The sequence below is a fragment of the Streptomyces mabaensis genome (genome assembly GCF_053763515.1).
In genome coordinates this window covers 53,608-79,620 of sequence record NZ_JBSOPZ010000026.1, presented here as the reverse complement: position 1 = coordinate 79,620, position 26,013 = coordinate 53,608, and the positions used below count along the sequence as shown (strand labels likewise).

General features: G+C 71.0%; 22 protein-coding genes and 2 tRNA genes. 20 read left to right on the top strand and 4 right to left on the bottom strand.

Annotated features, from left to right (window positions below):
* The first annotated feature begins 175 nt into the window (after nucleotides 1-175).
* Complete coding sequence (locus ACWV17_RS22885) at nucleotides 176-1,471, top strand: glycosyltransferase (RefSeq protein WP_455361237.1); 1,296 nt, start codon at nucleotides 176-178, stop codon at nucleotides 1,469-1,471.
* On the top strand, nucleotides 1,468-3,618 hold the full coding sequence (locus ACWV17_RS22880) for a glycosyltransferase (RefSeq protein WP_455361223.1): 2,151 nt from the start codon (nucleotides 1,468-1,470) through the stop codon (nucleotides 3,616-3,618). The genes ACWV17_RS22885 and ACWV17_RS22880 overlap by 4 nt, the downstream gene beginning before the upstream one ends.
* Nucleotides 3,619-3,690: 72 nt before the next feature.
* On the opposite strand, the gene ACWV17_RS22875 is transcribed toward ACWV17_RS22880, so the two are convergent.
* Complete coding sequence (locus ACWV17_RS22875) at nucleotides 3,691-4,293, bottom strand: acyltransferase (protein ID WP_455357034.1); 603 nt, start codon at nucleotides 4,291-4,293, stop codon at nucleotides 3,691-3,693.
* Nucleotides 4,294-4,590: 297 nt separating this feature from the next.
* On the opposite strand from ACWV17_RS22875, the gene rplU reads away from it, so the two are divergent.
* From rplU to ACWV17_RS22850, 5 genes are all read left to right on the top strand, one after another.
* Nucleotides 4,591-4,911 carry a 50S ribosomal protein L21 gene (rplU, locus tag ACWV17_RS22870; protein ID WP_455357033.1) on the top strand — a complete coding sequence of 107 codons (321 nt, stop codon included), beginning with the start codon at nucleotides 4,591-4,593 and terminating at the stop codon, nucleotides 4,909-4,911.
* Nucleotides 4,912-4,925: 14 nt separating this feature from the next.
* On the top strand, nucleotides 4,926-5,183 hold the full coding sequence (gene rpmA, locus ACWV17_RS22865) for a 50S ribosomal protein L27 (RefSeq protein WP_455357032.1): 258 nt from the start codon (nucleotides 4,926-4,928) through the stop codon (nucleotides 5,181-5,183).
* Between the two features lie 130 nt (nucleotides 5,184-5,313).
* On the top strand, nucleotides 5,314-6,750 hold the full coding sequence (gene obgE / locus ACWV17_RS22860) for a GTPase ObgE (RefSeq protein WP_455357031.1): 1,437 nt from the start codon (nucleotides 5,314-5,316) through the stop codon (nucleotides 6,748-6,750).
* A gap of 275 nt (nucleotides 6,751-7,025) precedes the next feature.
* Nucleotides 7,026-8,525: an SDR family NAD(P)-dependent oxidoreductase gene (locus ACWV17_RS22855; RefSeq protein WP_455361222.1), complete on the top strand. Its 1,500-nt coding sequence runs from the start codon at nucleotides 7,026-7,028 to the stop codon at nucleotides 8,523-8,525.
* 127 nt (nucleotides 8,526-8,652) lie between these two features.
* Nucleotides 8,653-10,737 (top strand): hypothetical protein, encoded by a 2,085-nt coding sequence (locus ACWV17_RS22850; protein ID WP_455361221.1) that lies wholly within the window; start codon nucleotides 8,653-8,655, stop codon nucleotides 10,735-10,737.
* A gap of 60 nt (nucleotides 10,738-10,797) precedes the next feature.
* Here the strand turns inward: ACWV17_RS22850 and ACWV17_RS22845 are convergent, their stop codons facing one another.
* Nucleotides 10,798-12,864 (bottom strand): hypothetical protein, encoded by a 2,067-nt coding sequence (locus ACWV17_RS22845; protein WP_455361220.1) that lies wholly within the window; start codon nucleotides 12,862-12,864, stop codon nucleotides 10,798-10,800.
* A 325-nt stretch (nucleotides 12,865-13,189) separates the two neighbouring features.
* On the opposite strand from ACWV17_RS22845, the gene proB reads away from it, so the two are divergent.
* The 5 genes from proB to ACWV17_RS22820 all read left to right on the top strand — a co-directional run bounded on the left by proB (nucleotide 13,190) and on the right by ACWV17_RS22820 (nucleotide 18,228).
* Nucleotides 13,190-14,317 (top strand): glutamate 5-kinase, encoded by a 1,128-nt coding sequence (proB, locus tag ACWV17_RS22840; protein ID WP_455356425.1) that lies wholly within the window; start codon nucleotides 13,190-13,192, stop codon nucleotides 14,315-14,317.
* 157 nt (nucleotides 14,318-14,474) lie between these two features.
* Nucleotides 14,475-14,975: a hypothetical protein gene (locus ACWV17_RS22835; protein ID WP_455356424.1), complete on the top strand. Its 501-nt coding sequence runs from the start codon at nucleotides 14,475-14,477 to the stop codon at nucleotides 14,973-14,975.
* Between the two features lie 130 nt (nucleotides 14,976-15,105).
* Nucleotides 15,106-16,389, top strand: a complete 1,284-nt coding sequence (locus ACWV17_RS22830) for a glutamate-5-semialdehyde dehydrogenase (protein WP_455356423.1) — start codon at nucleotides 15,106-15,108, stop codon at nucleotides 16,387-16,389.
* A 76-nt stretch (nucleotides 16,390-16,465) separates the two neighbouring features.
* Nucleotides 16,466-17,056, top strand: a complete 591-nt coding sequence (locus tag ACWV17_RS22825; protein WP_455361219.1) for an SCO2584 family spore wall biosynthesis protein — start codon at nucleotides 16,466-16,468, stop codon at nucleotides 17,054-17,056.
* Between the two features lie 89 nt (nucleotides 17,057-17,145).
* The gene (locus tag ACWV17_RS22820) at nucleotides 17,146-18,228 is read left to right on the top strand and encodes an SCO2583 family membrane protein (RefSeq protein ID WP_455361218.1); all 1,083 of its coding nucleotides are present in this window, start codon (nucleotides 17,146-17,148) and stop codon (nucleotides 18,226-18,228) included.
* Between the two features lie 361 nt (nucleotides 18,229-18,589).
* Here ACWV17_RS22820 and ACWV17_RS22815 read toward each other — a convergent pair whose 3' ends face one another.
* Nucleotides 18,590-19,726, bottom strand: coding sequence for a M48 family metallopeptidase (locus ACWV17_RS22815; RefSeq protein WP_455361217.1), 1,137 nt, complete (start codon nucleotides 19,724-19,726; stop codon nucleotides 18,590-18,592).
* A gap of 133 nt (nucleotides 19,727-19,859) precedes the next feature.
* On the opposite strand from ACWV17_RS22815, the gene ACWV17_RS22810 reads away from it, so the two are divergent.
* The 7 genes from ACWV17_RS22810 (at nucleotide 19,860) to ACWV17_RS22780 (ending at nucleotide 24,655) form a co-directional block, all read left to right on the top strand.
* A complete protein-coding gene (locus ACWV17_RS22810) occupies nucleotides 19,860-20,024 on the top strand; it encodes a hypothetical protein (RefSeq protein WP_455356419.1) in 165 nt (54 codons plus the stop codon).
* A gap of 38 nt (nucleotides 20,025-20,062) precedes the next feature.
* Nucleotides 20,063-20,686 (top strand): nicotinate-nucleotide adenylyltransferase, encoded by a 624-nt coding sequence (gene nadD / locus ACWV17_RS22805; protein ID WP_455356418.1) that lies wholly within the window; start codon nucleotides 20,063-20,065, stop codon nucleotides 20,684-20,686.
* Between the two features lie 56 nt (nucleotides 20,687-20,742).
* Nucleotides 20,743-22,455: an LCP family protein gene (locus tag ACWV17_RS22800; protein WP_455361216.1), complete on the top strand. Its 1,713-nt coding sequence runs from the start codon at nucleotides 20,743-20,745 to the stop codon at nucleotides 22,453-22,455.
* A 112-nt stretch (nucleotides 22,456-22,567) separates the two neighbouring features.
* A complete protein-coding gene (gene rsfS / locus ACWV17_RS22795; RefSeq protein ID WP_455356416.1) occupies nucleotides 22,568-23,002 on the top strand; it encodes a ribosome silencing factor in 435 nt (144 codons plus the stop codon).
* Nucleotides 22,999-23,652 carry a histidine phosphatase family protein gene (locus ACWV17_RS22790; protein ID WP_455356428.1) on the top strand — a complete coding sequence of 218 codons (654 nt, stop codon included), beginning with the start codon at nucleotides 22,999-23,001 and terminating at the stop codon, nucleotides 23,650-23,652. The genes rsfS and ACWV17_RS22790 overlap by 4 nt, the downstream gene beginning before the upstream one ends.
* 124 nt (nucleotides 23,653-23,776) lie before the next feature.
* A tRNA-Ala gene (locus tag ACWV17_RS22785) sits at nucleotides 23,777-23,849 on the top strand.
* Nucleotides 23,850-24,421: 572 nt separating this feature from the next.
* Entirely contained in the window at nucleotides 24,422-24,655 is a 234-nt protein-coding gene (locus tag ACWV17_RS22780) for a hypothetical protein (RefSeq protein WP_455356414.1), read from the top strand.
* Here ACWV17_RS22780 and ACWV17_RS22775 read toward each other — a convergent pair.
* The gene (locus tag ACWV17_RS22775) at nucleotides 24,624-25,820 is read right to left on the bottom strand and encodes a glycosyltransferase 87 family protein (protein WP_455361215.1); all 1,197 of its coding nucleotides are present in this window, start codon (nucleotides 25,818-25,820) and stop codon (nucleotides 24,624-24,626) included. The genes ACWV17_RS22780 and ACWV17_RS22775 overlap by 32 nt on opposite strands.
* 114 nt (nucleotides 25,821-25,934) lie before the next feature.
* Between ACWV17_RS22775 and ACWV17_RS22770 the strand changes: the two genes are divergently transcribed.
* Nucleotides 25,935-26,007, top strand: a tRNA-Ala gene (locus ACWV17_RS22770).
* Nucleotides 26,008-26,013 lie beyond the last annotated feature (6 nt).

Here is a 26,013-nt window from a genome sequence, read left to right as displayed (position 1 = left end):
CCGGGGCTGGCGCGCAATCCTGCCATGCTAGCGTTTTGAGGTGTCTCCAAACCCTCCTGCGAAATCGTCCGAGGCCCCTCCGTGTGCATCGCGTGATGGCGACGGAACCGCCCGTAAGCACGTGATCTATTTGGCGATCGGTTTCCCGCCCGCCGCCAAGAGCTGTGCCTACCGGATGCGCGAGACCGCGAACCAGTTCGTCGCCCAGGGCTGGGACGTCACGGTCGTCACGATCGAGGACGAGTCCTGGGAGCGGGACTTCGGCCTCGACCACACCCTGTCCGAGCGCGTCGACCCTCGGGTACGGATCGAGAAGCTCCCGCTCGTGCGCGAGGACCTCGAGACGGATCTCCGCAAGTTCTCCGAGGACCGGGCGCTGCGTCCGATCCAGTGGGCGGCCGAGTACCGCAAGAAGGGGATGAAGTCCTTCCCCGAGCCGATCTACGGCGGCTGGCGCACCGACCTGGAGCAGGCCGTGATCCGCCTGCACCGCAGCAAGCCCGCCGACCTGGTGCTCGCCACCTGCGTCCCGTACGTGAACATGGCTGCGGCGCTGAAGCTCTGGGAGACGCACCAGGTGCCGTATGCGATCGACTTCCGTGACGGCTGGTCGGTGGACGTCATCGGCGGCGGCGAGGCCTTCACCAAGGACTCGGTGTCGGGCGAGTGGGAGCGCAAGGTGCTGAGCCAGGCCCTGTCCCTGTGGCTCGTCAACGACCCGATCGCCGACTTCTACCGGGAGCGGCACCCCGATCTCGCCTCCCGCTTCCATGTCGTACGCAACGGCTACGACGAGGACAGCGTGCCCGCGCAGACCCGCAGGCCCGATCCCGGGCAGGGGCTGACCTTCGGCCACCTGGGCGTGGTCACCTCGCCGCCCAGGATCCTCAAGGCCGTGCTCGACGGCTGGCGGATCGCCCGTGAACGGGATCCGCTCGTGGCGCGCTCGCGCCTGGAGGTCCGCGGCCAGATCGGTTCCGGCGCCGCCCGTGAGGCCAACGCCCATATGGAGCTGCTCCGCCAGCGCGCCGGGGACGGCGTGTCGTTCGGCGGACCTGCCCCCAAGGCGGAAGTGCCCGACATCTTCGCGAGCTGGGACGTCCTGATACTGATGATCATGGGCGGCAAGTACATGACCTCTGGCAAGGTCTACGAGTACATGGCCACCGGACTGCCGGTGATGTCGGCGCACGAGGTCGAGCACGACGCCACGACCGTGATGACCGGCCACCCGCTGTGGACCGGTGCCTGCGGATTCGACGAGGAGAAGCTCGCCGACGCCTACATCAGCGGCGCCCGGATCGCGATGGAGGCGACCGCCGAGCAGCGGGCGGCCGCCAAGGCACACGCGGAGCAGTACGCCAGGGCGGCGCAGCTGGGCCCGGCGGTCCGCAGGCTGCGGGAACTGGTCGAGTCCGGACAGGCGTCCTACTCGTCGGGCACCAACGAGCTGGAGGACCTCCCGGCATGACCCACGTACTCCTGATCGCGGGCACGGTTCCGCAGCCCGCGGTCCTCAAGGCTTCCCTGGAGAAGTTCCGGGCCGCGGGAGCCACCGTCCAGCTCGTCGGCCTCTTCGGCTCCGACGAACTGGACACGGCCGGGTTCGATCTGGCCGGCTTCCGGTCGCTTCCCGAGGGCGCGGCCGTGCACGGCCCGCGGTTCGAGAAGCGCGTCGCCACGCTCTCGGCGCCGCGCCGCGTCTGGGCGCACGTCGAGCGGGACCGCGTGGCGCGCCGGATCGCCCGCAGGGCCCATGTGCTGGTCGCCCTCGACGCTCCTGCCGTGTACGCGGCCTGGCGGCTCGCGCAGCGCAACCGCAGGGCCGACGCCTGCTTCGGTATCGCCCCTGCCCTCAAGGCGGTCACGGACCGGCGGAACCGCCCGCTGCACTACGCCCTCCAGGGCGCTGCACGCACCGTGCCCTCGCCCGTGGCCGCCGCCCGCTCCACCGCCCGAGCCGCCAGGCGCGGCGCGGGCACCGCGCTCCGGCGGGCCTCGTCGCCCGCCGTCATGAGGACAGCGGTCGGTGCGAAGGCCTGGCGGGTCGCCGTGAGCGCGCCCCGGGTGCCCGACCGGCTCCGAGTGAAGATGGCCCGTCGGATCAGTACCAGCATGGCCAAGGGCGGCCGCAGGGCCGGCGCGGGCCTGGTACTGGCCTCGGCGGCCCAGCGCACGACCAACCGGGCGCTCCAGGCCGAACTGCTGGCGGAGGCCGCACGCGCCGAGCTGGCCCGCGGGCACGACGACCCCAAGGGCAGGGAACAGGCGGTCACGGCTGCCCTCACGCTCGCCGACCAGCGGTACAAGAGCCGCGACGCCAAGGGCGCGGCGGCCCTCCTGTCCTCGGCGCTGACCCTCACCTTCCACCGGGCCCTGCACTTCGACGCCCTCTCGTCGCCGCTCGTCTCCGACCCCGCCGGCTATCTGGCGACGCTCCGGAGCAGTGCGGCGTTCCGGGCCGTGTCCGCGCCGCGCGGGCGGTCGGTCCCGGCAGCCACGCCGCCGGCGGACCGGCCGCTGCGGCTGCTCGTGACGACGTACGCGAACGCCAACTTCCTGGAGCCCATCCAGGCACGCTACGAGAACCACCCGGGCGTCGAGGTCCGCTTCCTCGATCTCAAGGAGGACCAGGTCCTCGGCCCGCTGGCCCGCGGCGGCCAGCGGATGATGGAGCACCTCCTCGGTGGTCAGCGCGATCTGAGCAAGAAGGCCGAGGAGGCGCTGCGTCCGCATCTGGAGTGGGCGGACACCGTGTTCATCGACTGGTGCACCAACGCGGCCGCCCTCTTCACGCTCGTCGATCCCGGCACGGCACGGATCATCGTTCGCCTGCACAGCTACGAGGCGTTCACCTTCTGGCCGCACCTGGTCGACTTCTCCCGCGTGGACGACCTGGTCTTCGTCGGGAACCACCTGCGCGATCTGGTCGCCGACACCATTCCGCGGCTGCACGAGACGGGCGCACCCGCGCTGCACGTCATCGCCAATGCCATGGACCTGGAGCGCTTCCAGCGGGACAAGGCCGCGGACGCCCGGTTCACCCTCGGTCTGGTGGGTGTCAGTGCGGTGGCCAAGGACCCCCGCTGGGCCCTGGAGACGCTGCGCGTCCTGCGCGACAAGGACGAGCGGTACCGACTGCTGATCATCGGCAACGGTCTCGACCGCAAGGCGAGCGCGGCGGCGCGCGCCTACGACGACCTGCTGCAGAAGGAGCTCGCCGAGCTCGAACTCGCCGGTGCGGTACGGCAGTTGGGCCGTACGGAAGACGTACCCGGCGCGCTCACCGAAGTGGGTGTGATCCTCAGCAGTTCGGTGCGCGAGAGCTTCCACTGCGGGCTGGTCGAAGGCGCGGTCAGCGGGGCGCTCCCCGTGGTCCGGGACTGGCCGTTCTTCGCGGACAAGGCGCACGGTGCCCGCACGCTCTTCCCCGCGGAGTGGGTGGTCTCCACACCGCAGCAGGCCGCCGAGCGGATCATCGAGGCCAACAGCTCGGAGGAGGGCTGGAAGTCGGCGGTGGACGGCGCGGCGAAGCACGCGCTCGCCACCTGGGACTGGCCCGTGGTGAGCCTGGAGTTCGACCGGCTGCTGTTCGGCAGCCGGGAGCAGGCGGCGTAGACGCCGGAGCAACGGACTGCGGCCCTGCCCCCCGACGGAGGCAGGGCCGCAGTCCGTTGTTTCGTGCTGCGTTTATGCGGTCCGCTCCGTCAGGACCTCGTCCCGCTCGTCGAAGAGGGCGCCGGTCTGCGGGCACTCCCACACACCGGGCTCGCCCTCGCGCTCGGCCAGGCGCACACCGGACCGGCCGACCCAGCCGATGCGGCGGGCCGGCACCCCGACGACCAGCGCGAAGTCCGGCACGTCCTTGGTCACCACGGCTCCGGCGGCGACCATGGCCCAGCGGCCGACACGGACCGGGGCCACGCAGACCGAGCGGGCACCCAGCGAGGCACCCTCGGCGACCTTCACACCGACGGCCTCCCAGTCGCCGCCGCGCTTCTGCTTGCCCTCGGGGTCGACGGAGCGGGGGTTGTGGTCGTTGGTGAGGACCACGGCGGGACCGACGAAGACACCGTCGCCGAGCTCAGCGGGCTCGTAGACGAGGGCGTAGTTCTGCAGCTTGACGTTGTCGCCGATCTGCACGCCGGTACCGACGTACGCGCCACGTCCGACCACGCAGCCCTCGCCCAGGCGGGCGTCCTCACGGATCTGTGCGAGCTCCCACACACTGCTTCCGGCCCCGATCTCGGCGCTCTCGGCGACCTGGGCGGTGGGCTGGACCCTGTAGTTCACTGTTCTGCCTTCCGGAGTGCGGCTTCGCCGGGTGAGCATACGTCCCGCTCCTGTGCAGCCCTGAAGGACGGCCGGTGAGCAGCGGTCAAGCCCGCACGGTGTACCGCCCCGGTTTGACCCCCTGGATGGCGGCCCGTAGTCTTGACCCTCGGCGTGTTTCCCTATGCGCCATACCTCTGAGCAACTCCCTCCCGGCCCGCCGGGAGAGGCCGCTCGTCCCTCCGGATCGTCGCAGGCTCTGTCCTGTGCGAGCGGCTGGCATCAGAGGTTCCGGTTCCGAGCGAGAGTGAGTTCCGCGTGTACGCCATCGTGCGCAGCGGTGGTCGCCAGCACAAGGTTGCTGTCGGCGACATCGTTGAGGTTGACAAGATTTCCACTGCCAAGGTTGGCGACACGGTCGAGCTCTCGACCCTGCTCGTTGTCGACGGCGAGTCCGTGACCAGCGACCCGTGGGTTCTGGCCGGGATCAAGGTCACGGCCGAGGTCGTGGACCACCACAAGGGCGCGAAGATCGACATCCTTCGCTACAAGAACAAGACCGGCTACCGCCGTCGCCAGGGTCACCGTCAGCAGTACACGGCGATCAAGGTCACCGGCATCCCCGCGGCTGCGAAGTAAGGGACTGAGGAGAGATGGCACACAAGAAGGGCGCATCGTCCACCCGGAACGGGCGCGACTCCAACGCTCAGCGGCTCGGCGTCAAGCGCTTCGGCGGCCAGGCCGTCAACGCCGGTGAGATCCTGGTCCGCCAGCGCGGCACCCACTTCCACCCGGGCTCGGGCGTCGGCCGTGGCAGCGACGACACGCTGTTCGCGCTGCAGCCCGGTGCGGTGGAGTTCGGTACGCACCGTGGCCGCAAGGTCGTGAACATCGTTCCGATCGCCGGCTGAACTCGGCGTTCGTAGAACGACACAGCACCTTCCGAGGGCGGATCCCAGCTTTCCCGGTGACCGGGGAAGCGGGTCCGCCCTCGGCTTGTTACTGAGTCAGACATTTCTGTATGTATCTGGAGGCACACCCATGACCACCTTCGTGGACCGCGTCGAACTGCATGTCGCCGCGGGTAACGGAGGCCACGGCTGCGCCTCCGTACACCGTGAGAAGTTCAAGCCGCTCGGGGGTCCCGACGGGGGCAACGGCGGCCGTGGCGGTGACGTGACCCTGGTCGTCGACCAGTCCGTCACCACGCTGCTGGACTACCACCACAGCCCGCACCGCAAGGCCACCAACGGCCAGCCCGGTGCCGGTGACAACCGTTCCGGCAAGGACGGCCAGGACCTGGTCCTGCCGGTTCCGGACGGCACGGTCGTCCTGGACGGGCAGGGCAACGTACTGGCCGACCTGGTCGGTCAGGGCACCACCTTCGTGGCGGGACAGGGCGGCCGCGGCGGCCTCGGCAACGCGGCGCTGGCCTCGGCCCGCCGCAAGGCCCCCGGCTTCGCGCTGCTCGGCGAGCCGGGCGAGGCCCGGGACGTCGTACTGGAACTCAAGACCGTCGCCGACGTCGCGCTGGTCGGCTACCCGAGCGCGGGCAAGTCCTCGCTGATCTCGGTGCTGTCCGCCGCCAAGCCGAAGATCGCCGACTACCCCTTCACCACCCTGGTGCCGAACCTGGGCGTGGTCACCGCCGGCTCGACCGTCTACACGATCGCCGACGTGCCCGGTCTGATCCCCGGCGCCAGCCAGGGCAAGGGGCTGGGCCTGGAGTTCCTGCGCCATGTCGAGCGCTGCTCGGTCCTCGTGCACGTACTGGACACGGCGACCCTGGAGTCCGACCGCGACCCGGTGACCGACCTCGATGTGATCGAGGACGAGCTGAAGCAGTACGGCGGGCTCGACGACCGGCCGCGGATCGTTGTACTCAACAAGATCGACATCCCGGACGGCCAGGACCTCGCCGACATGATCCGCCCGGATCTGGAGGAACGGGGCTATCAGGTCTTCGAGGTGTCCGCGGTCGCCCGGACCGGCCTGAAGGAACTCTCCTTCGCGCTGGCCGGCATCGTCGCCGCGGCGCGCGCTGCCAAGCCGAAGGAGGAGGCGACCCGCATCGTCATCCGCCCGAAGGCCGTGGACGACGCGGGCTTCACGGTTGGTCAGGAGGAGGACGGACTCTTCCGCGTGCGGGGCGAGAAGCCCGAGCGCTGGGTCCGCCAGACCGACTTCAACAACGACGAGGCCGTCGGGTACCTGGCCGACCGTCTCAACCGGCTCGGTGTCGAGGAGGCCCTGATGAAGGCCGGTGCCCGCGCGGGTGACGGCGTGGCCATCGGTGCCGAGGACAACGCGGTCGTCTTCGACTGGGAGCCGACGATGATGGCGGGCGCGGAGATGCTCGGCCGTCGTGGCGAGGACCACCGCCTGGAGGCCCCGCGGCCCGCGGCGCAGCGCCGCCGGGACCGGGAGGCGGAGCGCGACGACGCGCAGCGCGAGTTCGACGAGTTCGACCCCTTCTAGGCCCGGACAGGACCGGACCAGGTCCGGGGAGCGGGGGCGAGGGCGGGGGTGTGGGCATGGCACGCGCCGGGTGCGGAGCTGGTGAAGATCCGCCGCCCGGCGCGTGTGGGATCGGTCACCGTGGAGCCCGCCCCGCACCTCTCCAATCCCCCTGGCCAAAGGGTGAACTGAGGGTTTCGACGGAGTGTGGGGCGGTTGGCGCCCGCCTTGCGATGCGCTCACGGAGAGTGCGACGATCCCCTCGTCCCCCCGTCAACTCAACGTAGAGGTCGTCTGTGTCTGTGCCGCACGAAGCCCAGCCCCGCACCACGGCGGTCGTGCTCGCCGGTGGTACCGGTCAGCGCGTGGGTCTGTCGATACCGAAGCAGCTGCTCAAGATCGCCGGGAAGGCCGTCATCGAGCACACGCTGGCGAGCTTCGAGCAGGCCGAGTCGATCGACGACGTGATCGTGCTGATGGCACCGGGTTTTGTGCCCGACGTGGAGAGGATCGTCGCGCGGGCCGGCCTGACCAAGGTCACCCGCGTCATCGAGGGCGGCTCGACGCGGAACGAGACCACCGAGCGCGCCATCGCCGCGCTCGGCGAGGGGCTGGCGGAGGGCGAGGACCGCAATGTCCTCTTCCATGACGCTGTGCGTCCGCTTCTGTCACAGCGAGTGATCCAGGGCTGTGTCGACGCCCTTGAGCGCTACCAGGCCGTCGATGTCGCCATCCCGTCCGCCGACACGATCATCGTGACCCGCACCCATGGCGAGGACGGCGAGTTCATCACCGACGTCCCGGACCGCTCCCGGCTGCGCCGCGGCCAGACCCCGCAGGCCTTCAAGCTGTCCACGATCCGCCGGGCGTACGAAGTGGCGGCCGGCGACCCCAACTTCCAGGCGACGGACGACTGTTCGGTGGTGCTGAAGTACCTGCCGGACGTGCCGATCCATGTCGTGGCCGGCGACGAGTACAACATGAAGGTGACCCAGCCGGTCGACGTCTTCATCGCGGACAAACTGTTCCAGCTGGCCTCCAGCGCCGCCCCGCGCCAGGCCGACGAGGCCGCCTACCGGGAGGTGCTGACGGGCCGCACGGTGGTCGTGTTCGGCGGCTCGTACGGCATAGGCGCGGACATCGCCGAGCTGGCGGAGCAGTACGGCGCCACGGTCTTCGCCCTGGGCCGCTCCACCACCGGCACCCACGTCGAGAATCCGGAGCACGTGGACGAGGCGCTGTCGAAGGCTTATGCCGAGACCGGGCGAATCGATTACGTCATCAATACAGCGGGTGTGCTACGCATCGGAAAACTGGCGGAGACCGACAACGCGACCATTGAGGAAGCGCTGAGGGTCAATTATCTGGCCCCCGTCCAGATTGCCCGTGCATCCTACAAATACCTGGCCGAGACCAAGGGGCAGTTGCTGCTCTACACGTCCAGCAGTTATACGCGCGGCCGCGCCGAGTACAGCCTCTACTCCTCGACCAAGGCAGCCATGGTGAATCTCACCCAGGCGCTGTCGGACGAGTGGGCGGCGGACGGGATCCGGGTCAACTGCGTGAACCCGGAGCGCACCGCAACTCCCATGCGTACCAAGGCATTCGGCGCCGAGCCCGCCGGCTCCCTGCTCTCCTCGGAGGCGGTGGCGCGGACCTCGCTCGACGTGCTGCTCTCCGATCTGACGGGCCATGTCGTCGACGTACGGCAGCAGGACCCGACCCGGGACGCTTCCGAGGCCGACGGTTTTGAACAGGCGCTCGCGTCGGTTCTTGACCGGCAAGAAGATGTGTAATAACTTTCGATAATCTTATTTACGGGGCCTCTTGGGTTGTCATTCAACCTTGGAGGCCCCACTGCGTGAACTTGCCTTCACGATTTCCGCACGCACACCAAAACCGGCACCCCTCAGGAGCAGGTTCTTGATTTCGACCGCCATCCGTCTGGCCCGCGTGGGCAGCGCCTCCGAGCTGGTCGCCGCGGCCCTCCTCGGGCTGGGCTTCCCCTGCCTCATGCTTGCCGCGCTGCTTCCCAGCCTCTGGTTCTTCGCGGCAGCCGCCGTGGTGACGTACGTCGCGGACCAGTACCTGCACCGCCACGGCAGTTACCTGCTCAACCGGCTGGCCAAGGTGCGCGCCGGTCTGCCGATGCGCTTCCTGGTGCGCCAGCTCCTGCTGATCCTTCTGCTGGCCCGTATGGACATGGCGCAGGACCAGCTCTTCTACGCCACGGTCGCCTGCTTCCTGCTTCTCTTCGGCATCCAGGCACCGCACGGCGCACTGGCCACCCTGATCCGGCTGCGCCGCACCATGCCGATCTCGACGCGCAATGTGGACCTGACGCCGCTGCGGATCCCCGACTCCCCGCCACGCGCGCTGCTGAACCGCTCCGCCGAGAAGATGCTGCACCTCGACGTGCCGGCGATCGCCGGCGTCCTGGCCGCCGTCGTGGCCGGCCAGGACGCCATCGGGTACGCGGGGATGGCCGTCACCGTGAGCCTCGCCGTGCTCTACACGTTCGCGCTCGTCCCGTACCTGCGCCGGAGCCGGATCGTCCCCAAGGCGCCGGTCGTCCTCAAGGCCCTGCGCACCTGGCTGGGCGAGTACCAGCCGACGACGCTGCTCTACTTCTCCGGCTCCAAGGAGTCGGCGTACCAGGTCAACATGTGGCTCGACACCATGGGACAGGTCGAGGGCCGGCCACTGATCATCCTGCGCGAGCAGAACCTGATGCCGAAGCTCCACCCCACCGCGGTCCCGGTGGTCTGTGTACCGGGCGGCGTGAACATGATGCAGATGGACCTGTCGTCGGTGCGGGTGGCGCTCTACCCGGCGAATGTCGGCAAGAACATACATCTGCTGCGCATGGCGACCATGAAGCACGTCTTCATCGGGCACGGCGACAGCGACAAGATCGCGAGCATCAACCCGTTCAGCAAGGCATACGACGAGGTGTGGACCGCCGGGAGGGCCGGCCGCGACCGGTACGCGCTCGCCGACATCGGGGTCCGCGACGAGGACATCGTCGAGGTCGGCCGCCCTCAGCTGGCCCCCATCGAGACGTGGACCGGCACGCCGCGGAACCCCGTCCCGACCGTGTTGTACGCCCCCACCTGGGAGGGCTGGGACGACAATCCGGGCAACACCTCCCTGATCCTGGCGGGCGAGAACATCGTGCGGCGGCTGCTGAACGCCGAGACGCCGGTCCGGGTGCTGTACAAGCCGCACCCGTTCACCGGCACCCGCAGCGCCCGGGCCAAGGCCGCTCACCTGCGGATCAAGTCCATGGTGGAGAAGGCCGCGCTCGAGCGTGCCGTCGACCCGCGCTGGCAGTCGCAGGCGGCGGAACTCAGCGCGGACCAGGCGGCCGCCCGGGCCGAACTGGCCCGCATCGAGGCGGAACTGGCCGACATGGGCAGCCTGGCCAGGCCCGGCAGCGACGACGCCGAGGTGTCCCGCGACGCCCTGGCGGACCCGGTGCGCGAGGCCGAGGCGGCCGCGCTGCGGGACGCGTGGAACGCCGCGTACTGGCGTACGTTCGGCTGGTGGGAGCACCGGGTCATCACCGGCAACGAACCGCGTCTGTACGACTGTTTCAACGAGGCGGACGGCATGGTCTCCGACATCTCCAGCGTGGTGTCGGACTTCATAGCGAGCGGCAAGCCGTACGCGGTGACGGACTCCGCGGGGCTGGGCGCCGAGGAGTTCAAGCGGCAGAACACGGCGGTACGCGCGGCGGTCATCCTGTCCAACGGCGCCGACGAGCTCGACGAACTGCTGGCCGCGGTCTTCGACGCCGGGGCCGACACGACGGCCGAGGCCCGGCGGGAGCTGAAGGAGTACCTGCTCGGGCCGGACGAGCCGACCTCCACCGAGCGGTTCAACGCGGCGGTACGGCAGCTGGCCGAGCGCTCCGAGGCCCGCAACCGGCGGCTGGAGCTGCGCCAGGCCGACCCGGACGCGGCGGTGGCGAAGGAGCTCGCTCCCGACGTCCCGGCCGCCGGCTGACGCGGCCGGGGGGCCCTGACGCGGCCGGGCACCCCGACGGGCAGCGGCCCGGGCGCCGGCTCAGGACCGTACCGAGGGGGAAGGGGCCGGGGTGGCGGCCGGGGCAGGGGCCGGAGCGGGCTGGTCCGTCTGCTGGGCCGGGATCACGGCCACCGCCTCGCCCCGCTGGGCCATCCGGGCGCGGTGAGTCGCCGCGCTCGCGCTGAGCGCGAGGGCCGCCCGGCGGAACCGGACCGCCGACGAGGGCTGCGCCGGCCCCAGCAGATGCTCCTTCAACTCGGCGCGGGCGGACCGCAGTCCGTCCAGGCCCGGATCGCGTACGGACGCCAGCAGCGCGCCGGTACCCGCCGCGTCGGGCGTCAGGATCCTCGCGGCCCGCACGGTCGGGAACGTCGCCCGGAACTCCTCCTCGGGCAGGCCGCTCGTGTTGACCACGGCGTACGGCTTCTCGCTCGCCAGGTAGTCGGAGACGACGCTCGACACATCGCTGACCAGCAGATCGGCCTCGTTGAAACAGGAGTACAGGCTCGGCCGCGGCCCGTCGACCACCTGGTGCTCCCCGGCCGGCAGGGCGGCCCAGAAGGCGGACTCCCAGGACTCGGTGGCCCGTTCGACAGCCAGCGCGTTGTCCGCGACCGGGACGCCCTGGAGCCGCATCCGCTCCGCCGCGTCCGCGTCGTCGTGGAACGAGGCGTCGCTGAGCGCGTCGAGGACCGAGGCGAGCCGCGCGAGTTCGGCGGCGGCCGTCTTCGACGGCGTACGCGGCCCCGGGCGCCGCGCGTTGGCCTCGCGGACGAGTTCGCGGATGCGCGCGTCGGCGGCGCCCGCGCGCTTGTCCACCGAGCCGGTCATCGGGTGCGGCTTGTACAGCAGCCGCACGCCCGGGTCCGCGAGCAGCGCGCGGACCAGGTTCTCACCCGCGAGGATCACCGACGTGTTGCCCGGGTCGTCCGTCCAGCCCTCCCAGGTGGGGGCGTACAGCACGGTGATCCGGCCGTCGGCGGGCGGACCGGCGGACGGGCTGATCGGCGCCAGCTGCGGGCGGCCGATCTCGACCACGTCCCGGTCGTCGATGCCGACGTCCGCCTGCGCGTACCGCTCACGCGCCGCCGGTCCGGCCACCCACACCTCGTCGTACGCCTTCGCGTACGGGTTGCAGCTGGAGAGCTTGTCGCTCTCCCCGTGGTTGACGAAGGCGTGCTTGATCGTGGGGATGCGCAGCACCTGTGAGGTCTTGCCCGAGTTCGCCGGATGGATCAGCACCTTCAGGGTGGACTGCTCCAGCCGCATCAGATGCGCCACCCTGGGGATGCACACGATCGGGATGTCGGTCGCGGCGATCTTCTGCACCATGAAGCGCTCGCGCAGCACGATGACCGGGCGGCCGCCCAGCCCGGCCAGCGGAGAGAGCCACATGTTGGCCTGGTACGCGGACGTCGGGCCGCCCGAGAAGTACATGCCGACCGTCGGCCGGTAGTCCGCCAGCCACCGGTCGAACCAGGCCAGCACCTCCGCCTCGCCCGCCGCCCGGCGGCCCGGCAGCAGATGCGCCAGCAGCTCGGCCAGCGCCGTCAGCGCCAGCCCGAGCGAGACGGCGATCCCGGCGGCCCCGAACTGCGGCACCCCCGCCGTGGCGGCCAGCAGCAGCCCCGCCGTGGACGGCAGGCAGAACCACAGCATCCGCGGCCCGGGCCGGCGCAGCAGCAGTGCCGGGGGAGCGGGCATCAGCCGCAGCGCGGAGGCGTCGATGTTGCGGGTGACGACGGGGAGGGTACGGCTGCGCCGGACCAGCGCCGCGATCCCCAGGCAGGCGAAGTGCAGGACGTAGCACGCCAGCAGCCCGAACACCAGCGGCAGCGACGCCGCGCCCCGGTGCTGCTCCCCGGTGCTCAGCAGACCCAGTACCAGAAGGAAGTCCCGCAACACCTGACGGACCGTGACATCGGCGCGGATCCGGGCGAACAGGTTGACCAGCTCGCGCTGCCAGCGGTGCAGGGCGAGTTCGGCGGCCAGGCCGGTCAGCGTCGAGGCGATCAGCAGGGGAGCGTCGGGGGTGAGGGCTCCCACGACCTGCAGGGCGAAGGATGCCGCAAGGACGGCAGGGGCAAGGAGTTGTACGGGGTTCAAGGCCGGGGCTCCAAGCAGCCGGTTACGCGGAGGGGACTCGCTGGTAAACGTGAGGTACCCGGCACCGGAAATGGCCGCCTCGCGGGATTCACGCGAAAGGGACCGCGTACGCAGTTCCGTACGGGGTTCCGTACGGGGCGGGTGTCCGGGTCCGGGGCGACTCCGCATCACGGTCGGCCGCCCGCTGCCCGCGGCCGTCCACGGGGCGGAATGCGCAGGCGGCGCGCCCGGCGGCTCGCGTAGATTGCCGGAAGAGGCCCCGCCACGCGAGCGGGGGACACCCGCGGGGACAGCGGGACAGCCGGGCGAACAATTGGGGACGTACGTGTCAGCGGCAAGGCAGGGCGTGACGAACGCCCGCAGGATCGTGGTCAAGGTCGGTTCCTCCTCCCTCACCACGGCCTCCGGCGGACTCGACGCCGACCGGGTGGACGCGCTCGTCGACGTACTGGCCAAGGCGCGCAGCGGCGGCGAGAAGGAGATCGTGCTCGTCTCCAGCGGTGCCATCGCCGCCGGCCTCGCCCCGCTGGGCCTGCGCCGCCGGCCCAAGGATCTGGCCCGCCAGCAGGCCGCGGCCAGCGTCGGCCAGGGACTGCTGGTGGCCCGCTACACGGCCTCCTTCGCGCGGTACGGCGTACGCGTCGGCCAGGTGCTGCTGACCACCGACGACACCAGCCGCCGCGCCCACTACCGCAACGCCTACCGCACCCTCGACCAGCTGCTGGCCATGGGCGCCCTGCCGGTCGTCAACGAGAACGACACCGTCGCCACTGACGAGATCCGCTTCGGCGACAACGACCGTCTCGCGGCCCTCGTCGCCCATCTGGTCCGGGCCGACCTGCTGGTGCTGCTCTCGGACGTCGACGGACTGTACGACGGCGACCCCAGCATCCCCGGCACATCGAGGATCGCGGAGGTGCGCGGTCCGGAGGACATCGAGCACGTCACGATCGGCAGCGCCGGGAAGGCCGGCGTCGGTACCGGCGGCATGGTCACCAAGGTCGAGGCCGCCCGGATCGCCGCCGCGGCGGGCATCCCGGTCGTACTGACCTCCGCGATCCAGGCCGCGGACGCACTCGCGGGCCGCACCACCGGCACGTACTTCCACAGCACCGGACGCCGCTCCGCGGACCGGCTGCTGTGGCTCGCGCACGCCTCCACCCCGCAGGGGCATCTCACGCTGGACGACGGGGCGGTACGCGCGGTCGTGGAGCGGCGGACCTCGCTGCTGCCCGCCGGGATCGCGGGTGTGGAGGGCGAGTTCGTGGCGGGCGACCCGGTCGAACTGCGTGACACCGCCGGGCGGGCCGTCGCCCGGGGACTGGTCAACTTCGACGCCAAGGAGATCCCGCAGCTGATCGGCCGCTCGACGCGGGAGCTGGCGCGCGAACTCGGTCCTGCGTACGAGCGCGAGGTCGTGCACCGCGATGATCTGGTACTTCTTCAACCCTGACACCCCTGGAGTCCCTGAAACGGCCGAAAGTCCCGCCCTCGGACGTGGAGCTTCGGCAAAACCGCCACGCGCCGGGCCGCGGGCTGGTCAACTTTGTTGCGAGGGAGTAGCAGGCGCAGTACAGCGATGAGCGTTCACGTTCAACAGGAGGCCGCCGGTGAGACGAGCGCGCCCAGGGGTCACACCCCGGGACGGGGCCACCTCCCACGCCTTCAGGGCGGTGGGGGAGGCCGAGCGTGCACTGACCAGTGTCGGGCCCGGCGGCCGTATCGGCGCCGGCCGGCAGACGGCGGATTCCCGTGGGGAGGAGCTCCACGCGTCCAGACTGTGGCACATCACGCTCAGCGTCTCGGGTGCCGAGACGCCGCTGAAGGAGGTCAGGCGCGGGCTGGAACAGCTCGCTCACGACCATCCCTTTCTGCTCACCAGCAGGTACGCCAACGACCACGCGGAGATCCGCTACTGGGAGGAGGCGCGCGACCTGCACGACGCCGCGGCGGTGGCGCTGCGGCTGTGGGGCGAGCACCGGTCCACCGCGAAGCTGCCGCCGTGGGAGATCGTGGGCCTGGAGGTCATCGACCGGGAGACCTACCACCAGCGCATCGCCGAGGGCTACGGCCCGCCGCCGGCCGCGCCGGTGGGGGTCCACCCGTTCTGACCGGGCGATCCGGCTCCGGCCGGCGCATGCTCCGTCGCGCGGTCCTGCCGTCTCGGGCGCTGTCTCGGGCGCCGTCTCGGGAAGTGGAACGCGTGAAGGAGCCGGGTTTCCGGCGGACTACCCTGCGAGCATGACCTCGCTCACTCCTGCCGACGATCAGTCCCCGGTCATCCAGGCCGCTCACCGGGCCCGCGCCGCGTCCGCCGAGATCGCGCCACTGCCGCGGTCCGCCAAGGACGCCGCGCTGCTGGCGATCGCCGACGCGCTCGAGGCGCGGACGGACGAGGTCGTCGTGGCCAACGCCGAGGACGTGGCACGCGCCCGCGCCGCCGGGACCAGCGAGACGGTCGTCGACCGGCTGACGCTGACCCCGGAGCGGATCCGGGCGATCGCCGCCGACGTCCGGGACGTGGTGGCGCTGCCCGACCCGGTCGGCGAGGTCGTGCGCGGATCGACCCTGCCCAACGGCATCGACCTGCGCCAGGTGCGGGTCCCGCTGGGCGTGGTCGGGATCATCTACGAGGCGCGGCCCAACGTCACCGTCGACGCCGCCGCCCTCTGTCTGAAGTCGGGCAACGCGGTGCTGCTGCGCGGCTCGTCCTCCGCGTACGCCTCGAACACCGCCCTCATGAAGGTGCTCCGCGACGCGATCGCCGGGGCCGGGCTGCCGGCCGACGCCGTCCAGCTGGTCCCGGGCGAGAGCCGCGACTCGGTCCGTGAGCTGATGCGGGCCCGCGGACTCGTCGACGTACTGATCCCGCGCGGCGGCGCCTCGCTGATCCGTACCGTGGTGGAGGAGTCCACCGTCCCGGTGATCGAGACCGGCACCGGGAACTGCCATGTCTACGTGGACGCGCAGGCCGACCTCGACATGGCCGTGGACATCCTGGTCAACTCCAAGGCGCAGCGGCCCAGCGTCTGCAACGCCGCCGAGACGCTGCTCGTCCACCAGGACGTGGCCGGGACCTTCCTGCCGCGCGCCCTGGACGCGCTCGCCGAGGCCGGTGTGACCGTGCACGGCGACGACCGGGTGCTGGCATACGGCGAGGGCTCCAAGGCCACCGTCGTACCGGCCACCGCGGAGGACTGGGAGACCGAGTACCTCTCGTACGACATCGCGGCCGCCGTGGTCGACTCGCTGGACGCGGCGGTCGGGCACATCCGCCGGTGGACGTCGGGGCACACCGAGGCGATCGTCACGACCTCGCAGGCCGCGGCCCGCCGGTTCACCCAGTTGGTCGACTCCACCACCGTCGCGGTGAACGCGTCCACGCGTTTCACGGACGGCGGCCAGTTCGGTTTCGGCGCCGAGATCGGCATCTCGACGCAGAAGCTGCACGCACGCGGTCCCATGGGCCTGCCCGAGCTGACCTCGACGAAGTACATCGTCACCGGCGACGGTCACGTACGGTGACGGCCCGCCGCGTCGGGTAAGCACCGGATTCCCGCTCTCCCTGCCCAAAGCGACCCCCCAGGTCTACTCTGGATCCGTGCCGGACGACGTGGGGGGCAAGCCGTTTCAGGACGGCTGGGAGCCTGACGACGACCGCGGGGGCGCGGACGAGGACTTCGCCTCCGTGGTGTTCGACGAGGACTTCGTACGGAATGCCGAGGTCCACGAACCGACCGCCGTCGAGCGGCTCCTGGCCGCCGCGCAGGCCCGTGCCGAGGCCGAGGCGGCGCGGGCCAGGGCCCGCGGTCTCGCCGCCGACGAGGACCTCTACGACGACGGCTACGGGCCGGACGTCACCGGTGAGTACGGCTACGGCCGGTACCCCGACGACGAGCACTGCCCGGCCGACCCGGACGACGACGCCTACGGTCCGTACGGCGGCTCCCTGCGCCCGTACCGCGGCTCGGCCCGCTGGCACCGGCCGGTCGCCTGGCTGCTCGCCCTGCTGATGGGCATCGGAATGGTGGCGCTGGCCTTCACGGCCGTCTACCGGGGGGCCGCCGCCAACCGGCAGGACCAGATCCCGCCGCCCGCGACGACCGGTATCGACCAGCCCGCTCCGGCCGACCCGTCGGCCTCGCCGGAGTTCTCCGCACCGGCGGTCCCGGCGGAGCCGCGCAGGCCCTGACAGGGCCCTGTCCGTGCGCGTCGGAACTCGTCACAAGTTGTCGTGTACGCACGCGTTTACGCAGGCCCCGCCCGACCTACCCTGAAGGTATGGCAGGGCCTGGAGACCCGCCCGAGGGGACACCCGAAGGCGTCCCGGCGGGTGGTGAGGACGAGTACCGATCCGTTGTCTTCGACGAGTCGTTCGTACGTGCTGCCCGGCTCCAGGAGTACTCCGCGCAGGAACGCATCACCGACCACTCCCCGGCTGTCCGCAGCCGCCCGGCCTGGACGGGTCGGCGCGGTCCCGGCCAGGCGCTGGCTCTCGTCCTCGTGATCGCGCTGGCCTTCGGCGCGGCGATCTACATGGGCCTGCGGCATCCCTACGCGCCGCTGCCCGCCGGCCGGCCCGAACCGCTCGGCATGACGGTGATCCCCCTGGAGCCGGAGGGGCCCGTGCCGGGTGGCACGCCGGCAGATCTCTTCGAGCGCAGTCCGGCGGCGCATTTCCGGGTCGGAGCCGCGGGCATCACTCTGCCGGCCGTACGGCGCACCTCGCATTTCTCGGAGAGCCAGGTGGTGACCGCGCTGTCGACCGCGAAGGACTACCTCGTCGAGTCCTCGCTCGACCCGGATGTGCTCAGCGGCAGCACGGACCGGCCGGTGCGGGTGCTGCTGGACCCGGACCAGGTGGCGCAGTTCGACCGCAGCCTCGAAACCCCGGCCGACGACGGACGGCACGCGGCGACCGGCTGGCTGGTCCGCTTCGATCCGGCGAAGGTCGTGCCGGCCGATCCGGAGGTGCGGGTGCGGGGCACCATGCGCTACTCGGAGGCCGGCCCCGACACGATCGAAGTGGTCACCGACCACACCTTCGTCTACGCCGTGCGGGAGGCCGCGGCCGCACCGGGGCGGGCCGACGGCGCGTCCCTGTTCACCGTCCGGCGCGAGCTGCACCTGCGCTTCGACCGGGACGACCTGCGGACGCACCGGGCCGAGCTGCACCGGTCGTACGTACAGGCCGGGCCGCAGGCCTGCGCGGCCGACCCGGCCGGTCGCTTCCAGCCGCTGCTGGCGGGCCAGAAGGCGACGCCCGAGGGCCCGCCCGGCACGGACCCCTACGCGACCACCCGCGCCACGGCGTCTCTGTGCGGAGCCCTGGCAGCAACAGCACAACCCGCCAACCAACGCTGACCCCGCCCCGGGCGCCGGCGTCGGCCCGCCGCGGCGCCGGGTTTGCCTCGGCGCCCAGGCCGGCCTGCTGTCGGCGCCCCAGCGCCGAACCCGGCCCCGGCCTGCTGTCGACCCGCCCCGGTGTCGGCGCGCCCCAGCGCTGCCCGCCCCTGCTCCGGTGTCGGCTCCACCGCGTCCGCCCGGCTCCACCGCGTCGGCCCGGCCCCACCGCGTCCGCCCGGACTCCGTCCGGCTCCCGCCCCCTGGCCCCGGCCTGCCTCCGGCCGCCCCCTGGCCCCGGCCTGCCTTCGGCCGCCCCCTGGCCCCGGCCTGCCTCCGGCCGCCCCCGGCCCCGGCCAGCCTCCGGCCGCCCCCGGCCCCCCTAGCGCTCGCTCCGGCCGGGGCCCTCCGCCGCTCCCGGGCCCTCCGCCGTTCCCGGGCCGTCCGCCGTTCCCGGGCCGTCGGGGCCGGCGCTGCCGGGGGTGCCGTTGCGGCCGGCGGTGCCGGTGAAACGGTCACGCAGCTTGCCGCCCAGGTCGCCCGCGCCGCCGGCGATGTCGCCCACCAGCTTCATCAGCGGGTCCTTGCTGGTGCGTACCGTGTCCGCGTAGTGCGCGGCGGACTGGCGGAAGGAGTCGGAGACGGACGTCTCCCCGTCCTCCTCCCGGCGCGGGTAGTGGCCGTCCATGATCCGCTGGTAGTCGCGGCTCTCCGCCCACCTCTTCAGCTCGGCCGCCCGCACGGTGGTGAACGGGTGCGTCCGCGGCAGCACGTTGAGGATCTTCAGTACCGAGTCGCGCAGGTCGCCCCCCGCCTCGTACTCCTCCGCCTGCGCCAGGAACGCGTCCACGTTCATCTCGTGCAGATGGTTGCCGCCGGCCATCTTCATCAGGCCGCGCATCGACGCCTGGAGGTCCTGGCCGACCAGCAGTCCCGCCCGGTCGGCCGAAAGCTCCGACTTGCGGAACCATTCACGCAGCGCGGTGACGATCGCCATGATCGCGACATTGCCCAGCGGGATCCACGCGACCTTGAGCGCGAGGCTGGTGAGAAACAGCAGAATCGTGCGGTAGACGGAGTGCCCGGACAGCGCGTGGCCCACCTCGTGGCCCACGACCGCGCGCATCTCCTCCTCGTCGAGCAGTTCCACCAGGCCCGTCGTGACCACGATGATCGGCTCGTCGAGCCCGATGCACATGGCGTTCGGCTGCGGGTTCTGCGTGACGTACATCGGGGGGACCTTCTCCAGGTCCAGGATGTAACACGCGTCCCGCAGCATGGTGTTGAGGTGGCTGAACTGCGCGTCGCCCACCCGGACCGAGTCGGAGAGGTAGAGCAGTCGCAGGCTCCGCTCCGGCAGCAGTCCGCTCAGTGCCTTGAAGACCGTGTCGAACCCGGTGAGCCTGCGCAGCGCCACCAGGGCCGAACGGTCCGCGGGGTGTTCGTACGCCCGTGAGGAGATGCCGGGGAACCGCTGGCGATTGCGGCTCGGAACCTTGTCGTGACTGCTGTCTGTCATGGGATGTCCCCCTGTCTGCGGCCTGGATACCCCCCACAACGACTGAGTCGGCGTGAGCGTGCCCGAGCGGCCCGCATACGATGTGCGCGAAGACTCCGCTCCGACTCCCGACTCCCGATAGGTCCTGCCGAAGATGAGCCTCACGAGCACCGTTCACAGCCTGGTCACCCTCGCCTCCGAGGGCGGCGAGCACAGCGGCAACCACGCCAGCCTCAACCCGTACCTCACGGGCGGCGCCGCGCTCTTCGTGCTGCTGCTCCTGCTGTGGATCACCACCCGCTTCAACCGCGACCGCTGAGGCAGGGCCGCTCCACCGGGCCAGTAGGCTCTGCACGCATGGGAGAGCAGGAAGTGCCTACCGGTCCGGTTCCGGTCAAGCGCCGACTCGGTGTGATGGGCGGGACATTCGACCCGATCCACCACGGACACCTGGTGGCCGCCAGCGAGGTGGCCGCGCTGTTCCACCTGGACGAGGTGGTGTTCGTACCGACCGGCCAGCCGTGGCAGAAGACCCACAAGGCGGTCTCGCCGGCCGAGGACCGCTACCTCATGACGGTCATCGCCACGGCCTCCAATCCGCAGTTCTCGGTGAGCCGCATCGACATCGACCGTGCCGGGCCCACCTACACGATCGATACGCTCAGGGACTTGCGCTCCCTCAACAGCGACGCCGATCTTTTCTTCATCACCGGTGCCGACGCGCTGTCCCAGATCCTTACCTGGCGCAACGCCGAGGAGCTGTTCTCGCTCGCCCACTTCATCGGCGTGACCCGCCCCGGGCATCTGCTGACCGACGACGGGCTGCCGGAGGGCGGCGTCTCCCTGGTGGAGGTGCCGGCGCTGGCCATCTCGTCGACGGACTGCCGGGCGAGGGTCGCGCAGGGCGATCCGGTCTGGTATCTGGTGCCGGACGGCGTGGTGCGCTACATCGACAAGCGCGAGCTGTACCGGGGCGAGTGAGACCGGGCCGGTTCGGGCCGTACGGGGAGCACGAGAAAGCACGGAGAGGGGCACCGGTGAACAACCCACAGGACCCGTACGCGCCGCAGGACCCGTACGCCCAGCAGCCGCAGTTCGTCGGGTACGACGAGTACGGACAGCCGGTGTACCAGCAGTACGATCCGTACGCCCAGCAGAACCAGCAGAACCAGCAGAACCAGCAACAACAGCAGGGGTACGGCTACGACCCGTACGCGCAGCAGGCCCAGCAGCAGCAGCCGCAGCAGCCCCAGCAGGGCGGCTACGACCCGTACGCCGGGCAGCAGTACGCCCCCCAGCAGGACTACGGGTACGACTACTCCACCGGGCAGCAGCAGGCCGTCGACACCGCCCAGCAGTGGATCCCGCAGCAGGCCCCCGCGCCCGAGCAGGTCCGGCAGCCGCAGCCGCAGCCGCAATCGCCGCCGCAGCCGCGGCCCGAGCCGGCACCCGCCCCCTCCGTGCCCGAGCCGCGCCGCTCCCCGCAGGACGAGGAGTACCGGACCGAGCAGTTCTCGTTCATCGAGGAGCCGGACGAGGACTCCGAAGACGTCATCGACTGGCTGAAGTTCACCGAGAGCCGCACCGAGCGGCGCGAAGAGGCCAAGCGCCGCGGCCGCAACCGGGTCGTCGCGCTGGCCGTCGTCCTCGCGCTGGTGGTGGCGGGCGGTGTCGGCTACCTCTGGTACGCGGGCCTGCTCCCCGGCCTCGGCGGGTCCGAGGACAAGAAGCAGACCACCGCGACGGGGCCGCAGAAGCGGGACGTGATCGTGGTGCACCTGCACAACACCAAGAAGGGCGGCACCTCCACGGCGCTGCTCGTCGACAACGTCACCACCAAGCAGGGCACCACCGTCCTGCTCCCCAACTCGCTCGCCGTCTCCTCCGACGACGGCACGGCCACCACCCTCGGCAAGTCGGTCGACGACGACGGCCTCGCCGGTACGCGGGAATCGCTGGACACCGTGCTCGGTACCAGCATCGGCGGCACCTGGCGGCTGGACACCCCGTACCTGGAGAACCTCGTCGAGCAGGTCGGCAACATCGACATCGACACGGACGCCGCGGTGCCCGCCGACAAGAAGGCCGGCACACCGGAGGTCAAGAAGGGCGAGGCCCAGACGCTGAGCGGCCCGATGGCGGTCGCGTACGCCACGTACCGCGCACCGGGCGAGGCGGAGGCGGAGCAGCTGCAGCGCTTCGGGCAGGTGATGTACGGCGTCCTGCGGAAGATCCCGGACGACCCGGCCGCCGCGACGATCACGGTGGAGACGCTGGCGCAGATCCTGGACCCCTCGCTGACCGAGAAGGACCTGGGCGTCTCGCTGGCGAAGCTCGCCGAGCACGCCAAGATCGGCGACTACAAGACCGCCGTCCTGCCGGTCAAGGACGACGGCACGCTGAGCGAGGAGGCGACGGCCGGGGTGGTCAAGGACGTCCTCGGCGGCACGGTCAAGAGCCCCGAGCCCGGCTCCGCCGTACGCGTCGGCCTCAAGGACGCCACCGGCAGCGACTCAGCGGCCGGTGACGCCCGCGTCGTGCTGGTCAATGGCGGCTACACCTTCGTGGACGGCGGCAAGGCCTCGTCGCAGGCGTCGTCGCAGGTCACCTACCGTGACGCGGCGCAGAAGGCGAAGGCCGTGGAGGTGGCCAAGACGCTGGGGCTGCCGCTGGACTCGGTCAAGAAGGCCGAGGGCACCACGAACGCGGACGTCACGGTCGTGCTGGGCCGGGACTATCCGGCCAGGTGATCGGGGCGGGTGATCCGGGCGGCGTGATCAGGGTCCGTTCATGCCTGCGGGAGGTGTCGGCGGTACATGAGACCCTTGAGGTGATCTGACCGCCGACCCGAAAGCATGGCTTGTGACCGCCACGGACCGCTCCATCGAGCTCATCACCGCCGCCGCCCAGGCGGCGGCCGACCGGCTCGCGCACGACATCATCGCGTACGACGTCAGCGATGTGCTGTCGATCACCGATGCATTCCTGCTCGCCTCGGCCCCCAACGACCGCCAGGTCAAGTCGATCGTCGACGAGATCGAGGAGCGGCTCCAGAAGGAGCTCGGCGCCAAGCCGGTGCGCCGCGAGGGCGACCGCGACGCCCGCTGGATCCTGCTCGACTACGTGGACATCGTCGTGCACGTCCAGCACAGCGAGGAGCGTGTCTTCTACGCCCTCGAGCGCCTGTGGAAGGACTGCCCCGAGCTGGCGCTCCCCGAGGACGCCCTCAAGACCCGCGGCAAGGCCGAGGAGCACGCCCAGCTGCACCAGGGCGATCTGGACGGTGAGCTGAGCTGAACGGCACCAAGGGCGGCACCGGCCGCCGCATTGTCCTGTGGCGGCACGGCCAGACCTCCTGGAATCTGGAGCGCCGTTTCCAGGGGTCCACGGACATCGAACTGACCGACACCGGGCTGTCCCAGGCCCGCCGGGCTGCCCGGCTGCTCGCCTCGCTGAGGCCGGACGCGATCGTCGCCTCCGACCTCAAGCGGGCGGCGGCCACCGCGGCCGAGCTGGCGGCGGTCACCGGCCTCGGCGTCGCGCACGACTCCGCCCTGCGCGAGACGTACGCCGGCGCCTGGCAGGGCCTGACCCACGACGAGATCCTCGGGCAGTACGGCGAGCAGTACACGGCGTGGAAGCGCGGCGAGCCCGTGCGGCGCGGTGGCGGCGAACTGGAGACCGAGGTGGCCGACCGGGCCGCCCCCGTCGTACTGAGCCATGCCGAGAAGCTGCCGGAGAACGGCACGCTGGTGGTCGTCAGCCACGGCGGCACGATCCGTACGACGATCGGGCGTCTGCTCGGTCTGGACTCGACGCACTGGGAGAGCCTCGGCGGTCTGTCCAACTGCTGCTGGTCGGTGCTGGGCCAGGGCGCGCGCGGCTGGCGCCTGCTGGAGCACAACGCCGGAACGCTGCCGGAGCCGGTGCTCGGCGACGACGACTGAGGCGGCCCGGGAGCCGCCCCAGAGGCCGCCCCGGAGCCGCCCGGACCGGATTTCACTTTCTGGCTGGTCGCAGGCTAAAGTTCTTCTTGTTCGCGGCGCGGAAACACCGAAGACAGCGAACAGCGGGGCTATAGCTCAGTTGGTAGAGCGCCTGCATGGCATGCAGGAGGTCAGGAGTTCAATTCTCCTTAGCTCCACAACCGGATCCCGTCCCCCATCCATGGGGGGCGGGATTCTGCCGTTCCCGACGCCGTGCTGTCCTGCCGGCGGGCTGCCGGTGACGGTCACTCAGCTAGGCCCTGTCCGGCCGATCATGCTGGGCTCCCGTCGTCTGGCACGCACATCTGCCGCGTTGGCCACATCCACCCATAGCTCCGCTATGGGCGAATCCGGCCGCCTTGCAGCTGCACGCACCAGACGCCGCTCGCTGATCCAGCCTGATCGGCCGGACAGAACCTAGGCCGGCCGACCGGGCGGCGATATTCGGGACACTTCGGCGCTGTGGCCGGTCTCCTACCGCGACCCCGCTGACCCCCTTGCGGAGCCATGGCAGAATCGGACCGCCGGAGGGGGACGACGGCCCGAACGGGAGGGAAGTGTGATGCCCGCGAGCATCCTCGGGGAGGTCCGTGACCTGCTCGGCAGAGCGGCGGCCCGCACTCGCCTCAAGTGCCCGTCCTGCGGTTCCGGTCATGTGGCCCAAGTGCTCGGCGACAACGGGGGGATCTCCTACGTGTGTACGGCCTGCGGCCACAGCTGGAGCTGACGCATGGGTGCACACAGGCGGAAATGCGATTGGTGCGGCGGCGGTACCCCGATCGTCCGGGACATGGAACCGATCAACCCGGACTACCAGTACTGGTGCGAGGAGTGCGCGCGGGCGCTGATCATAAAGGGCGACCCCATCGAGACCTACCGGGAACTCGAAGGGGAGCCGATCTACGGCAGGCTGCTCGACGAGCACTGCACGCTCAAACGGTTCTATTCGTTCGCCACAGCGTGAGCAGCACGCCGGCCGCCGCGAGCGCGTAGAGGGCCGACAGCGCCATCTGGCCGCCGCTGAGGGCGAGTTCCGGACGTCCTGTGCCGTGCGGAATCCACCACAACGTGTACGAGCAGAAGACCAGGGCCACACAGGCCACCCAGGGCGTACGAGCCCGCGCGGCCAGCAGGGCCAGCATCGGCACGCACCAGACCCAGTGGTGCGACCAGGAGACCGGGCTGATCAGCAGTGCGGTCGCCGCGCAGCCGACCACCGCGCCGGCCGTGTCGCCGCGCAGTGCCGCCGTCACGGCGACGGCGAGCCCCGCCACCGCGACCAGGCCGGCCGCGGCCGTCCACCACCACCCCGGATCGCCGGTGTGCAGCAGCCGGGCCAGCACCCCGCGCAGGGACTGGTTGGCGGTGTCCTCGGCCTGGCCGACCCGGCTTGCGACGAACACCATCTCGGTCCAGTAGCGGCGGGAGTCGCGGGGGAGCACGACAGCCGCCCCGACGGTTGCGGTCGCGAAGGTCGCGGTCGCCACCGCGGCCTGCCGAAGCCATGGGTTCCAGGTCCGGTGCCGGGCTGCCTGTACGAGCCCCGCCGCCAGCAGGAGGACGGCGAACAGGGCCGGGGTGAGCTTGACCGCGGCGGCGAGACCGATCCCGGCGCCCGCCCAACGGTGGCCGTCCCTGCGGGTGAAGTCCCACAGCACCGCCACCGTCAGCAGCAGGTTGACCTGTCCGTACCGCAGGGTCGACCACACCGGCTCGCACCACACCGCGGCGGCGGCCGTCCACCACAGTGCCCCGGGCCGGTCCAGGCCGACGAGACGCAGGGAGAGATGTGCGAGTGCGACGACCAACAGGAGGTTGGCGGCGGTGCCGAGGGCCCGCATCTCCGGGACCCCGAGCAGCGTCAGGGGGGTGAAGAGCAGAGCCGCGAACGGCGGGTAGGTGGTCGGCAGGTTCGCGGTGGTCGTGCGCATCGCGTAGAGGTCGGCGCCGGCTCGTACCGCCTCACCCTCGGCCCGGTAGACCAGCAGGTCGATCATCGACACCTCGGCCACGCGCTGCGCGGCGCAGAAGACCGCGAAGGACAGCAGGCAGGCCGACGCGGCGACGAGGACAGGGCGCTCGGCAAGGGCCCGGCGCGCGGCGGTGCGCGCGATCACGGTCACGGTCACGATCGCAGACAGTAGCGCCCGAATCTGTACAGACCGGAAACGATTTGGTGGAGCACAGGGGAGACCGTGTAATGTTGGCGTCGCCGCCGGGGGAAACCCCGCGGACCACAGCAAGGGGCTATAGCTCAGTTGGTAGAGCGCCTGCATGGCATGCAGGAGGTCAGGAGTTCAATTCTCCTTAGCTCCACAGAAA

Bases quoted from the DNA above. Each gene is read 5' to 3' on its own strand.
- ACWV17_RS22885 (WP_455361237.1), top strand. From the start codon at position 176: ATGCGCGAGACCGCGAACCAGTTCGTCGCCCAGGGCTGGGACGTCACG.
- ACWV17_RS22880 (WP_455361223.1), top strand. From the start codon at position 1,468: ATGACCCACGTACTCCTGATCGCGGGCACGGTTCCGCAGCCCGCGGTC.
- rpmA (WP_455357032.1), top strand. From the start codon at position 4,926: ATGGCACACAAGAAGGGCGCATCGTCCACCCGGAACGGGCGCGACTCC.
- obgE (WP_455357031.1), top strand. From the start codon at position 5,314: ATGACCACCTTCGTGGACCGCGTCGAACTGCATGTCGCCGCGGGTAAC.
- ACWV17_RS22830 (WP_455356423.1), top strand. From the start codon at position 15,106: ATGACCTCGCTCACTCCTGCCGACGATCAGTCCCCGGTCATCCAGGCC.
- ACWV17_RS22820 (WP_455361218.1), top strand. From the start codon at position 17,146: ATGGCAGGGCCTGGAGACCCGCCCGAGGGGACACCCGAAGGCGTCCCG.
- ACWV17_RS22815 (WP_455361217.1), bottom strand. From the start codon at position 19,726: ATGACAGACAGCAGTCACGACAAGGTTCCGAGCCGCAATCGCCAGCGG.
- ACWV17_RS22810 (WP_455356419.1), top strand. From the start codon at position 19,860: ATGAGCCTCACGAGCACCGTTCACAGCCTGGTCACCCTCGCCTCCGAG.
- nadD (WP_455356418.1), top strand. From the start codon at position 20,063: ATGGGAGAGCAGGAAGTGCCTACCGGTCCGGTTCCGGTCAAGCGCCGA.
- ACWV17_RS22780 (WP_455356414.1), top strand. From the start codon at position 24,422: ATGGGTGCACACAGGCGGAAATGCGATTGGTGCGGCGGCGGTACCCCG.